Below are 12,292 nucleotides of genomic sequence, written 5' to 3' on the forward strand. Positions count from 1 at the left end.
CAGAAGGCCCAGGTCGAGGCCGAGTTCGAGGAACTGTCCGAAGAGCCGACGGCAGGTGGCTTCCCGGTGCCGCCGCTCGATCTGCCGCACTACCATGGCGTCTCCCGGCCGTGAGCGCTCCGGAACCCCGCCCTCCCCGGGGGAGGGCGGGCCGCCGGTCCTGATCAGCCGAAGCGCAGCGGCAGCGTGTCCGGGCCCTGGATCCCGAGGGGACCCTGCCAGGCGACCGGCCCCGCGACGGAGGGCGGGCCCAGCCGGGCGGCGAGGATGGGCAGCGCCTCCCCGATCTCGACGCGGGCCAGAGCCGCGCCCAGGCAGTGGTGCGGGCCCGCGCCGAACTGCAGCGGGGGATTGTCCCTGACCGCCGTGATGTCGAATCGATCGGCGTTCTTGTGCGCGCGCGGGTCGCGCTGGGCGGTGCTCACGCACATCGTGAGGAACGTCTCGCGCGCGATGTGCAGTCCCTCGTAGTCGAAGTCCTCCGCGGCGAACCGGTAGATGGTGCCCGCCGAGGGAAGCCAGCGCATCACCTCCTCGACGGCCTGGGCCGCCAGCTCCGGCCGCTGCCCCAGCAGGGTCCACTGGTCGGGGTGCTCGGCGAAGACGACCATGGCGTTCGCGAGCTGGTAGCGGGTGTTGTCCTGGGCGCCGAACACGAGCGTGACCAGCAGGTTGCGCAGCTCGTCCCTGGTGACGCGGCCGTCGTCGGCCTGGTAGGCCGCGACCAGGGCGGAGCTGAGGTCGTCGGTGGGCCTGGCCGACTTCTCCTCGATGAGGAAGTCGGCGTAGTCGTTCAGGCCGCGTACCGCGGCTTCCACCCTGGTGACGACATCGCCGCCGGTCGCGAGGCTGAAGACCAGGCCGATGTCTCTGGTCCAGGCTCCGAACACGTCGTAGTCCTCGGGCGGCACGCCGAGCAACCGGCACATGACCGTCAGCGGCAGCCGGGAGCCGAAGTCCTCGACGAACTCGCACGTCCCGGCCGACGCCAGGCCCTCCGTCAGCTGCTCGGCCTGCTCCCGGATGAACGGCCGCAGGCTCTCCACCGTGCGCGCGGTGAACGCCTTGCTCGTCAGGCGGCGCAGGCGGCGGTGATCCTCTCCTTCGTGGTTGACGATCATCGGGACGAACCAGTCGTGGATCGGACCGTCGAAGATCCCGTTCGTCTCCAGGTACCGCTTGCCGTTGTGGTCCAGCCTCCGGTCGCGTAGGAGGTCATTGGCCTGCTCGTAGCGCAGGACGAGCAGGCCGATGGGGCTGGTCGCGTACCAGCTTTCCGCTTGGGCCGCGGAGACCTCGGGGGCGCCGAAGTCGAAAGCCGGATCCAGGACATCGAGGAACGGCACGTTCGGGGGAGTGGGTTCCTGGCCCACGGATGTCGACAACGTCATCCTCCCTGCAGAGATGGGCGTACGGTCCACACTCCCCGGCATCACGGCGAAAATGAAGTAACGCGCCACGCACTCTTTTGAGCTATGACCATCCGTCCGGCGCGATCAGGACGCCGTGTTCTTCTTGCGGAAGGCGGCCAGTTCCTTGGCGGCCTCGTTCAGATCCTTGGCGGTGTCGATGGCCCGCCAGTACACCCCTTGCGGCAACTCATAACCCGCCAGGCGGCGCCGGCGGGCGAGGTAGGGGAACGTGCTTCGCTCATGGTCGCCGACATCCGGGAGCATCGAGGCGAACTCGGCGGAGAAGACATAGACCCCGGCATTGATCGGATAGGGCGACGGCGGAGCCTCGACGAAGTCCAGGACGTTGCCGAAACGGTCGATGTCGACGGTCCCCCAAGGGAGCCGAGGGCGAGCCAGGGCGAGGGTGGCATGGGCGTCGCGCTCGTGGTGGAAGTCCGCCATGGCGCGCAGGCTGAAGCGGGTCCAGATGTCGCCGTTGGTGGCGTACCAGGGCTCATCCGGCCGGGGCAGGGAGGCGGCGGCGAACTTCAGCCCGCCACCACGCCCGAGCGCTTCGGTCTCGATCACCGGGGTCACCTTGAGCGGCAGACTCGCCCCGCTCAGCCAGTCGAGCACGACCTCGGACAGGTAGCCGCAGGAGATGATGGCATCGGTCACTCCCTCCGCCGCCAGCCATTCCAGCTGGTGGCCGATGATGGGCAGGCCGGTGCCCGGGATCTCGATCATCGGCTTGGGATGCGTGTCGGTGTAAGGGCGCAGGCGTGATCCCTTGCCACCGGCGAGGATCACGGCCTGGGTCACCGGCCGCGACACCAGCGGCGACTCACCGGCGGACGGGATGAGATCATCGAAGGTCATCCCCGCAATTTATACGCGGTCGAGCAACCTGCGCCGACACGCTCACCCGGCCCCGAAGCGTTCGGCGAAAGCCGCCCGGTTGGCCGACTCCTCCGACCGGGCCCACACCGCGAACACCACCCGTTCGAACACCCCGCCCTCTGCCAGGTGGGCGTGGAAGGCCGCGGCGACCTCATGCGGGTCGTTGCGGAACACCCCGCACCCCCACGCCCCGAGCACGAGCTGCCGCGCGCCGTGGTGCGCGGCGACCGCCAGCACGCGCCCGGCACGCTCGTGCAGCGCGCGCCGGATCCGCGGCCCCGCGCCGGGATCGCGCCGCAGCAGCTGCCCGGCGTTGGGCGCGGGCGAGGTCAGGAACGAGACCAGGTACGGCTCGCTCAGCAGCCGGCCACGGTCGTCGCGGTGCACCGGCACATCGGGAGACCAGATGACCCGGTGGCTGTAGAGCAGGTCGGAAGAGGCGCGGTGCGCGGCGTAGTAGTCGGGGGCGTTCAGCAGACACGGGTACAGCAGGCTCGCGCGGCACAGGTCCTCCTCCTGCGCCTTGGCCCCGCCGAGGTAGCCGCCTCCGGGGTTGCGGGCCGAGGCGAAGTTCAGCACGGCGATCCGTTCGGCGCCCGCCAGGTGCAGCCGCCGCGCGGCCTGCAGGCTGCCTTCCGCGGTGACCTCGAAAGACGTGCGGCGGCCCGCGGCGGCCGGCGCGGCGACCGGCTCGTCCGGCGGATGGCTCACCGTGCCGGCGATCGCCGCGGCCAGCGCGGGACCCACGGTGACGAGGGTGCCGTCCTCGGCGGTGTACCGGCCGTCGGCGGCGATCTGCTCGTTCACCGTCGCGACCTGGCTCAATCTGTTGCCCACACGTCCGCATCGTAGATCGTGACCGCCGCCGCGATCGAACGATTTTGCGGCCCGGCCCGTCCGCGTGGGCGGTCCTGCACGCGGCTACAGGCAGTCGAGTGCGGTCTCGTCCAGGAACGTGACGGGTCGGTGAAAGCCGGGTGCGGTGCGCGAGCGGCAGGCTGTCCTGGCCAGGCAAGCTGCTGTGACAAAGGGGAGCACTTTCATGTCGACTGTCGTGATCGCCGCCGCGGCGGTGTTCTTCCTCGGGATGGGCGTCTACGGCCTCCTCGCGCCTGCCGCGCTGATCAGGCCGTTCCGGATCGTGGCCGACTCGGTCGAGGCGCGGACCGAGGTCCGTGCCGTGTACGGCGGCTTCGGCGTGGCCGTCGCGGGCCTGCTGCTGGCCGCGGCGGTCGACGCGGGCGGGCTGCGGACCGGGGTGGTCGTGACCGTCGCCGGGTCCCTGCTGGGCATGGCCGTCGGCCGGCTGGTGGCGCGGTCGGTCGAGCGGCCGTCGGCGTTCTATCCCTCGTGGCTGTATTTCTGGGTGGAGGCCGTGGGCGGTGGCGCGCTGCTGGCCGCCATCGCCTGGTGAGCCGTCCCGTCACACCAGGGGATCCAGGCACCGGATCGTGAGCTGCCGGGAGAGCAACGCGCTCGGGGGAAGGCCGAACATCGCGTGGAACGCGGTGCTGAAGTGGGAGGGGCTGGCGAAGTAGCCGTCAGCCGCGGCACGGGTGAGGTTCTCGCCCGCGGCCAGCGCACGAGCGGCCCGGTGCATCTGCGCCCACAGCCGAAACCTCCGGTACGAGGTGCCCGTACGGTCCCTGAACAGCCGCAGGAAGCGTGACTCCGACAGTCCCAGCTCGGCGGCCAGCAGCGCGGCGAGCAAGGGCTCGTCCGCGCCGATCAGGCGGCGCATGGCGGCGGCGATCCGGGGGTCGGTGAACGACGGCGGCTCATGGCCGGTGGCCTCGTCCGCCCAGGCGGTGATCTGCCGGTCCGGGCTGTGCGCGGAGATGGCCGCCGCCCGGACCAGAAGGCCGGCCTCGGCTTCGTGCCCGGTCATGACGCCGTCGTCGCCGGCGGTGAACCTGGCCCGGCACGCCCGGTCCTCGGCCGAGCCCGGGTCGAGGTAGAGGAAGACCATGCGGTCGCCACCCGCCGTGAGCTGGTGCCGGACCCGTGGCGGGATGAGGGCGGTCCGCGCCCGAAGTTCGCCGCCGGGCGCGCGTCGTACGGCGAAGGGCGCGTCCACGCCGACGGCCACGCACGCCACCGCGCCGGAGTGCGGGCCCAGCCGCAGGGACGGCCCGGCGTACAGGGCGCGGCCGGGCCACAGCCACACCGCCGCCTCCCCGCCCACAGCTTCCCGGACCGGAGGCGACGGACAGGTCCGTGAAAGCGCTGACATCGACGTCTCCCGCAGGCTTGCCGGATCATGAAGGTTCATCGGAGGATACGGTGCGCTTGTTCACCCATCGGCATCGCGTTGTCCTGCGGCACAATCGTGTGATGACCGATCATTTGTTGCCTTTCATCGGCCTGTGCCTGCTGATCACGATTACGCCCGGTCTCGATACTGCCGTGGTCGTCCGCAGCACGATGAAGTCCGGCCGGTCAGCGGGTATGCGTACCGCGCTCGGTTGCGCGGCGGGGCTTTTCGTGCACGCCACGCTGGTCGCCTTTGGTCTGGCGGAGCTGTTGTTGCGCAGCGAGGCGCTGTTCGCGCTCGTCAAGTTCGCCGGTGCGGTGGTGCTGGTCGTCCTCGGCGCCCGTTCGCTGTGGGCGGCCTGGCGCATCGGCCCCGCGCACGAGGGCGTCGAACCGGCCCTTACCGAGCCCGAACGGCGCGCCACGCCCTTCCTGCAGGGGCTTCTGACCAACCTCACGAATCCGAAGGCCACTCTGTTCTTCCTGGCTGCTCTCCCGCAGTTCGTGCCGGCCGGCTCGCCGGGCCAGGCCGTGCCGGTCGCCTTGGGACTGGCGATGATCGCTGTCGCCTTCAGCATGACCGGGCTGGGCCTGATCGCCCTGAGCGTGCACCGCATCCGTCACCTGCTCCGCTCCCGGCGCGTCCGGCGCGTCCAGGAGGCGCTCCTCGGCGCCACCCTCATCGCGCTCGGAGTCCGGGTGGCCACCGAGTAACCCCCGGCCGTGCTCCGTGCCCGTCAGCCACGGCGCAACTCCTTGATCAGCTTGGCCTGCCGGCGGACCTTGCAGAGCAGCCAGCCCTGCACCAGCCCGGCCACGAAGGCGGCGGCGACCGGCGCGTACTTGAGCGCGCCCGTCGGCAGCAGCATCGCCAGACCGTCCAGCTCCCGCGTCGCGGGCCGGGCGGGAACCGGCGCCGCCGAGGGGGCCGGGGCGCCGATGAGGGCGGCGAGGTTCGCGGCGAACTGCTGCAGCAGCCTGCCGGACACGGTCGCGATGGCTCCCTTGCCGAACTGCACGATCTTCCCGCGGATCAGCAGGTCGGTGCGGACCCGCAGCAGCGACCCGGCCGGCGCCTCCTCCACGGTGAGGACGACCTCGGCCTCGGCGTCGCCGCCGCCGTGGGTGTCGGCGCCCCGCCCCTGCAGCCGCAGCAGCCGCCGCCCGGCGTCCACCTCCAGAAAGCGGACCGTGCCGGTGTACGCGGCGGTGACGGGGCCGACCTTGACGGTGACCCCACCCTGGTAGGCGTCGCCGTCGCGGCCGTCGAGCCCGGCGCCCGGCAGGCACGTCACGACCCGTTCCACGTCGCTGATCAGCGCGAAGACCTCGTCGGGCGGGGCGGGGACGGTGATCTCGTTGTCCAGGATCACCGCGCGTCTCCCCGGGCCTCGCGCCGCTCGCGGGCGCACCGTTCGATCGCGTCGACGATGCTCTGGTAGCCGGTGCACCGGCACAGGTTCGAGGACACCACCTCGCGGATCTCCTCTCGTGTCGCGTCGGGACGTTCGGCGAGGAATCCCTCGGCGAGCATCAGGAATCCAGGCGTGCAGAACCCGCACTGCAGCCCGTGGCAGGCCGAGAAGGCCCGCTGCAGGTCGTTCAGCTCGCCGTCGTGGGACAGCGACTCCACCGTGCGGATGTCCCGCCCCTCTGCCTGCGCGGCGAAGATCAGGCATGCGCGTACGGGGGCGCCGTCGATCAGGACCGTGCAGGCGCCGCAGATGCCGTGCTCGCAGCCGACGTGCGTGCCGGTCAGGTCGATCTGGTGGCGCAGCACGTCCACCAGCGTGTAGCGCGATTCGATCACCAGGTCGTCGTGGCGCCGGCCGTTCACGGTCAGGCTGATCAGCAGTTTCTCCGTCACGGGCACGCTCCGATCGCCCGCTGCACCGTCTCGGGCCTGATGGGGGTGTCGTCCAGCTCCACGCCGGTGGACCGCAGGGCGTCGTTGACCGCGTTGAGCACGGCCGCCGGGGCGCCGATGGTGCCGCCCTCGCCGGCGCCCTTCGCGCCGCTCTCGGTGAACGCGCACGGCGTCCGCAGGTGGTGGATCTCGATGTCCGGGATCTCGCAGGCGGTGGGCACCTTGTAGTCGATGAACGACGCGCACTCCGGCTCCCCCTGGGCGTCGTAGGTGACCCGCTCGAACAGCGCCCCGGCGATGCCCTGCGCGATGCCCCCGCGGCACTGGCCCTCGACGACCTGCGGGTTGATGGCCACGCCGCAGTCCTCCACGCAGACGTAGCGCAGGATCTCCACCTGGCCCGTGCCGGGGTGCAGCTCCACGACCACGCCATGCGCGGCGTTGGAGAACGTGCCGTCGCCCTGCACGTCGAACGACGCGCTCGCGGTCAGTCCCGGCTCGGCGTCCTTCGGCAGCAGGTGCGCCTTCAGGTAGGCCACCTCGGCCAGCTCGCGGTAGGTCAGGGCGCGCCCGTGGCCGTCGCGCCGCCGCACGGACCCGTCGTGCAGCTCGACGTTGTCGCCGGTGGTGTCCAGCAGGTACGCGGCCAGGCGCAGCAGCCGGTCGCCCAGCGCGCTCGCCGCCCGGGCGACGGCGCTGCCGCCGATGGTGGCCGACCGGCTGGCGAACGTCCCGAACCCGTACGGGACCCGGTCGGTGTCACCCTGATGGATCTTGACCTGGGCGATGTCCAGCCGCAGCCGGTCGGCGACGATCTGGGCCATCGTGGTCTCGTGGCTCTGCCCGTGGCTCATCGTGCCGGTGGTCACGGTCACGGTGCCGCTCAGGTCCATCCGCGCCTCGGCCAGGTCGAAGCCGGGCACCACCGCCATCTTGCGCTTGGCGAACGCGGCGGAGCCGTAGCCGGTGCGCTCGTTGAAGCAGGAGTAGCCGATGCCGACATGGCGGCCCTCGGCGGCGGCGGCCTCCCGGCGCTCGTACCAGCCCTCGTCGCGCAGCAGCCGCTCGCAGAAGTCCAGCGACTCCAGGTAGGAGCCGGGGTCGTAGGTGACCTCGTTGACCCCGGTGTAGGGGAACTCGGTGATCAGGTTGCGCCGCCGCACTTCCACCGGGTCCAGGTCCAGCTCGCGGGCGGCCCGCTCCATCAGCCGCTCCATGACCATCACGATCTGCGGCCTGCTCACCCCTCGGTACGGCGCCGACGGCGCCTTGTTGGTGGCGACGGCCCTGGCGCGCACCCGGTAGGCGGGCACCCGGTAGACGCCGGGCAGCTCCGCCGAGGCCATCAGCGGCTCGATCCCGGCCGTGAACGGATAGCAGGAGTAGGCGCCCATGTCGCACACGATGCCGGCGTCCAGCGCGAGCATCCTGCCGTCCTCGTCGAACGCGGCGCGCACGTCGTAGTGCTGCTCGCGGGCCAGGAACGACGCGGTGAGCGCGTCGCGCCGGTCCTCGATCCACTTGACCGGGCGGCGCAGCCGCAGGGCCGCCGCGGCGGCGGCGAGCTCCTCCCGGCCGACGACGCACTTCAGCCCGAAGCCGCCGCCCATGTCGGGCGCGATGACGCGTACGGCTCGCTCGTCCAGGCGGAGACATTCGGCCAGCAGGGTGCGGACCAGGTGCGGCACCTGCGTGCAGGTGTGCACCACGAGCTGTTCCTCGCGCGGGTCCCAGCTCGCGACGGCGCCCCGGGTCTCCAGCGGAAGCGCGTTCTGCCGGGCGGAGTTCACCCGCACGCCCACCACCCGGTGCGCCCCCGCGAACACGGCGTCGATGCCCTCGGTGGCGAACATCGACACGTCCACCAGCGTGTTGGCCGCGGCGGCGGGGTGCAGGAGCGGCGCGCCGGGGGCGAGCGCCTGCTCGGCGGAGACCACCGGCCGGTCCGCCTCATAGGTCACCCGGGCCGCCTCCACACCGTCCTCCACGGCGTAGGGGTTGCCGGCGAGCACGACGGCGACCGGCTCGCCGACGTAGCGCACCCGGTCGCGGGCCAGCACCGGCATCGCCGTCGGCACGAACTCCGACGGCGGTCGGTCGAGGATCGCGGTGATGTCGCCCAGGTCGAGGTCGGCGGCGGTGAACGCGGCTACCACGCCAGGCGTCGCCAGCGTCGCGGACAGGTCGACTCCGGTCACGGTGCCGTGGGCGACCGTGCTGCGGACGAACTGCGCGTGCAGCGTCCCGGGCAGGTGGAGGTCGTCGACGAACCTTCCGTGACCGCTCAGCAGCCGCAGGTCCTCCCGGCGGGCGGCCGACCTTCCGACCCAGCTCATCGCGTCATCGCCGCCTCGCAAGCCCGTTCGACCAGGGTCCGGGTGAGAACCCGGCGATATCCGGAGCTGCCGTTGCCGTCCGACGGCGGGTCGATGGCCGCCGCGGCGGCCTCGGCGCATTCGGCGAACGTCCCGCCGCCGGCCAGCACCGCCTCGGCCGCCGGAACCCGCACCGGCGCGGGGGCGACGCCGCCGAGCACGACGCGGCAGGCGTCGAGATCGACGGCGGCGGCCACAGTGGCGAAGTCGCCCCGCCGCTCGGCGTGCTCGGTGAGGGCCGCCCGCGGCGCGGGGCGGGGGAACATCACCTCGACGATCAGTTCCTCCGGCGCCAGCGTCGTCGTGTAGCAGCCGAGGAACAGGTCCCCGGCGGGGACGCGGCGGCGGCGCCCGCTCGCCCCCTGGACGACCACCTCGCCGTCCAGCAGGAGCGCGAGCAGGCACCACTCGGCGGTGGCGTCGCCGTGCGCGAGGCTGCCGCCCACCGTGCCGCGGGTGCGGATGGGCAGGTGCCCGACCCACCGCATCGCCTCCCGCAACACGGCGAAACCGGGGCCGAGCGGCGCCCGCTCCACCTCGTGATGCGTGGTGAGCGCCCCCACGCGCAGCGCGCCGTCCTCCTCCTGGAGGCGGGCCAGCTCGCCGCGCAGCCCGCCCAGGTCGACCAGGTGCGCCGGCCGCGCGAGGCGGAAGTTCATCATGGCGACCAGGCTCTGGCCGCCCGCGAGGTATTTGGCGTCCTCGCCCAGCTCCACGAGCAGGGAGATCGCACCGGCGACGTCGCGGGCGCGGTGATAGGTGAACGGCGCGGGCTTCATCACGTGCTCGCGGTCACCGTGTCGCCGGACGGGTCGGTGATGCGGTCGAGCTCCCGGCCCCTCGTCTCCGGCGCGGCGATCGCCATCCACAGCACGACCGCCAGCACCAGGGCGCCCAGGGCGACGAACGTCATCGTCAGCCCCAGCGCCGGCCAGAGCAGGCCGCCGAAGATCATCGGGATGAAGCCGGAGGCCACCCGGCTGACCGAGGACGCCCATCCGAAGCCGCTGGCCCTGATCCTGGTCGGATACAGCTCGGCGACGTAGGCGTACAGGACCGGGATCGTGAGCTGGACGACGAAGCCGAACACGGCCAGCCACAGCAGCGCCGCCGACCTGACGTCGAGGTACAGCGCGAAACCCACCAGTGCCCCGGCGCCCACCGGCGCCGACACGCCGATCACCCACTTGCGGCCGACCGCCTCGATCAGCCATGCCGAGACGAGCACGCCGACGATGCCGACCGCGGTCATGAGCGTGGTCTTGCCGAAGGCCGCGTAGTCGGTGTAGCCCTCCTTGATGAGGATCGACGGCATCCAGCTCAGCGCCACGTAGTACATCGTCATGATCGTGATGAACAGGAGCCAGGCGGCGGAGGTCACCCGCGGGCTGAACGCCCAGACCAGGCGGAGCTGGCCGAGCGCCGCCCGAAGGCCGCGCGATGCGCCGTCGTCCACGGGCGGCTCGATGGCGTACGGCTCGGGCGTGGCGCCGGTGCGCTTGACCAGGTCGTCGATGATCGTACGTGCTTCCTGCTCGCGGCCGGTCCCGGCCAGGTAGAGCGGCGACTCCGGAATGCCGCGCCGCACCCAGAACAGCAGCAGCGCGGGCAGGATCATGACGGCGAGCATCCACCGCCAGTTGCCCGGCAGCGGTCCGAGCAGGGTGGCGGCCACGCCGCTCAGCGTCGCGCCGACGGGCCACCAGACGTCCATGGCGGCCAGGACCTTGCCGCGCAGCCGGCTCGGCGAGAACTCGCCGACCAGCGCGTAGTCGACGGGGATGCACCCGCCCAGACCGACGCCGGCCAGGAACCTGAACAGCAGGAAGACCTCGAAGCCGGGGGCGGCCGCGCCCACGACCGAGAAGAGCGCGAAGATGAGCAGGGTCAGGCCGAAGGCCCGCTTGCGGCCCATCCGGTCGGCGACGGTGCCCCAGGCGACGGCGCCGGCCGCCATGCCGATGAGGTTGGCGGTCGCCACCAGGCCCCGCTCGCCGAGCGACAGGCCGAACTCCGTGCCCAGCAGTGGAGTGAGAAAGCCGTTGAGCGCGACGTCCCAGGCGTCGAACATGTAGCCGAGGCCGCCGATGACGAAGATCTTGCCCTGGACCCGCCACCTCCACGGCAGGTCCTGAACGATCTGGTCTCCTGTTTTCATGGTTCCACCCGGTTGTGAGGCGACGATGGAGACGGGAGCGCGGCTGGGGGACGGCGCCGGACCGGTCTAGTCATGGAACTGATAGGAGAAGGTCTCCTCATCCCGGTCGTCGAGCGGGCTGCCGCTCCACAACCACCGGTACGAGACGTCGGATTCGCCGTCGAAGCGCCGCAGCTTGTCGTCGCGGGCCCGTTGCTCGGGCCCATCGGGCAGGTGGTAGAGGGTCATGTTGCGCCAGGCCGCGTCCTGGACCATCCCGGCGCGCCTGGCGCGGCGCGACACATAGCGCATGAGCGCCGCCCGCACCCCCTCGACCGGGACGGCGCCGAGCTCCTCGGCGAGGACGGCCGCGTCCTCCATCGTCTGCGAGGCGCCCTGTGCCTGGTACGGCAGCATGGCGTGGCACGCGTCACCCAACAGGGCCACCTGCCCGTCCACCCACACCGGATCACGGCGGCGGTGGTACATGGCCCAGGCCGAGATGTCTCCTGCGGCTTTGGACAACATCAGGCCGACCCGCTCGTCCCAGCCGGGGAAGGCCTCGACCAGCTCGTCCACGGTTGCTGGAACGGTCCAACGCTCCTCGACCCCGGGAGTGCAGGGCACGATCGCCACGACGTTGAGCCACTCGCCGCCGCGGATCAGGTAGTGGACCAGGTGCCGGTCCGGCCCGTACCAGATGGTGCTCTGGAAGCGGTCCACCAGCCACCGGGTCGCCGGATCGGCGGCGATCTTGTCTCCGGGGATGAGGACGCGGTAGGCCATCTCGCCGGAGAACCGCAGGGTGTCGGGCAGGCCCAGCGCGTCGCGCACCCTGGAACGGATGCCGTCGGCGCCGACCAGCACGTCGGTCTCGAACCGCCGGCCGTCGCCGACGACCGCGGCGGGCCGGGCGGGGTTCGTCCGGTCCACGGTCGTGACCTCGCACCCGGTGCGGACCTCCACGACGGGGCCGGGCCCGTCGTCCGCCACGCAGGCGTCGAGCAGTACTTTGTGCAGGTCGGCGCGGTGGTAGTGCCAGTAAGGGGCGTTGTACTCCCGCTTGCAGAACTCGCCCAGCGGGGTCAGGCCGATGACGCTGCCGTCCTGCCAGCGCCGGCGCACCTGCTCCAGCGGCTCGGTGTGGATCTTCTCCAGCGCGGCGCGCAGGCCCAGGCCGATCAGGACCCGGCTGGCGTTCGGCGCGGTCTGGATGCCTGCCCCGGCCTCTCCCAGTTCGCTCGCCTGCTCCAGCACCGTGACCCGCAGGCCGCGCCGCCGCAGCGACAGCGCGGCGGTCAGCCCGCCGAGGCCGCCGCCGACGATCGTGACGTGGTACGACTGGCTCGCCGCCAACGCTCCTCCA

General features: G+C 72.0%; 12 protein-coding genes. 2 read left to right on the plus strand and 10 right to left on the minus strand.

Features of this window, described 5'->3' with window-relative positions:
* Nucleotides 1–164: 164 nt before the first annotated feature.
* The 3 genes from ACWDRB_RS63120 to ACWDRB_RS63130 all read right to left on the minus strand — a co-directional run bounded on the left by ACWDRB_RS63120 (nucleotide 165) and on the right by ACWDRB_RS63130 (nucleotide 3,131).
* Nucleotides 165–1,385, minus strand: coding sequence for a cytochrome P450 (locus ACWDRB_RS63120; RefSeq protein ID WP_449911657.1), 1,221 nt, complete (start codon nucleotides 1,383–1,385; stop codon nucleotides 165–167).
* Nucleotides 1,386–1,496: 111 nt separating this feature from the next.
* The gene (locus ACWDRB_RS63125; RefSeq protein WP_449911659.1) at nucleotides 1,497–2,273 is read right to left on the minus strand and encodes a nucleotidyltransferase family protein; all 777 of its coding nucleotides are present in this window, start codon (nucleotides 2,271–2,273) and stop codon (nucleotides 1,497–1,499) included.
* Nucleotides 2,274–2,315: 42 nt separating this feature from the next.
* Nucleotides 2,316–3,131: a TIGR02452 family protein gene (locus ACWDRB_RS63130; protein ID WP_449911661.1), complete on the minus strand. Its 816-nt coding sequence runs from the start codon at nucleotides 3,129–3,131 to the stop codon at nucleotides 2,316–2,318.
* A 205-nt stretch (nucleotides 3,132–3,336) separates the two neighbouring features.
* Here ACWDRB_RS63130 and ACWDRB_RS63135 point away from each other — a divergent pair, with 205 nt between their 5' ends.
* Nucleotides 3,337–3,708, plus strand: a complete 372-nt coding sequence (locus ACWDRB_RS63135) for a DUF4345 family protein (protein WP_449911663.1) — start codon at nucleotides 3,337–3,339, stop codon at nucleotides 3,706–3,708.
* Nucleotides 3,709–3,717: 9 nt separating this feature from the next.
* Here ACWDRB_RS63135 and ACWDRB_RS63140 read toward each other — a convergent pair whose 3' ends face one another.
* Entirely contained in the window at nucleotides 3,718–4,461 is a 744-nt protein-coding gene (locus ACWDRB_RS63140) for a helix-turn-helix domain-containing protein (RefSeq protein ID WP_449911665.1), read from the minus strand.
* A gap of 167 nt (nucleotides 4,462–4,628) precedes the next feature.
* Here ACWDRB_RS63140 and ACWDRB_RS63145 point away from each other — a divergent pair, with 167 nt between their 5' ends.
* Nucleotides 4,629–5,261, plus strand: a complete 633-nt coding sequence (locus ACWDRB_RS63145; protein ID WP_449911667.1) for a LysE family translocator — start codon at nucleotides 4,629–4,631, stop codon at nucleotides 5,259–5,261.
* A 23-nt stretch (nucleotides 5,262–5,284) separates the two neighbouring features.
* Here the strand turns inward: ACWDRB_RS63145 and ACWDRB_RS63150 are convergent, their stop codons facing one another.
* From ACWDRB_RS63150 to ACWDRB_RS63175, 6 genes are all read right to left on the minus strand, one after another.
* Nucleotides 5,285–5,920 (minus strand): SRPBCC family protein, encoded by a 636-nt coding sequence (locus ACWDRB_RS63150; protein WP_449911668.1) that lies wholly within the window; start codon nucleotides 5,918–5,920, stop codon nucleotides 5,285–5,287.
* A complete protein-coding gene (locus tag ACWDRB_RS63155) occupies nucleotides 5,917–6,414 on the minus strand; it encodes a (2Fe-2S)-binding protein (protein WP_449911670.1) in 498 nt (165 codons plus the stop codon). Before ACWDRB_RS63155 ends, ACWDRB_RS63150 begins: the two co-directional genes overlap by 4 nt.
* Nucleotides 6,411–8,750 carry a xanthine dehydrogenase family protein molybdopterin-binding subunit gene (locus ACWDRB_RS63160; RefSeq protein ID WP_449911672.1) on the minus strand — a complete coding sequence of 780 codons (2,340 nt, stop codon included), beginning with the start codon at nucleotides 8,748–8,750 and terminating at the stop codon, nucleotides 6,411–6,413. Before ACWDRB_RS63160 ends, ACWDRB_RS63155 begins: the two co-directional genes overlap by 4 nt.
* Nucleotides 8,747–9,568, minus strand: a complete 822-nt coding sequence (locus ACWDRB_RS63165; protein WP_449911714.1) for an FAD binding domain-containing protein — start codon at nucleotides 9,566–9,568, stop codon at nucleotides 8,747–8,749. Before ACWDRB_RS63165 ends, ACWDRB_RS63160 begins: the two co-directional genes overlap by 4 nt.
* A complete protein-coding gene (locus ACWDRB_RS63170; protein WP_449911674.1) occupies nucleotides 9,568–10,947 on the minus strand; it encodes an MFS transporter in 1,380 nt (459 codons plus the stop codon). The genes ACWDRB_RS63165 and ACWDRB_RS63170 overlap by 1 nt, the downstream gene beginning before the upstream one ends.
* A 66-nt stretch (nucleotides 10,948–11,013) precedes the next feature.
* Nucleotides 11,014–12,282: an FAD-dependent oxidoreductase gene (locus ACWDRB_RS63175; protein WP_449911676.1), complete on the minus strand. Its 1,269-nt coding sequence runs from the start codon at nucleotides 12,280–12,282 to the stop codon at nucleotides 11,014–11,016.
* Between the last annotated feature and the right edge of the window lie 10 nt (nucleotides 12,283–12,292).

Source organism: Nonomuraea sp. NPDC003707, from assembly GCF_053587055.1.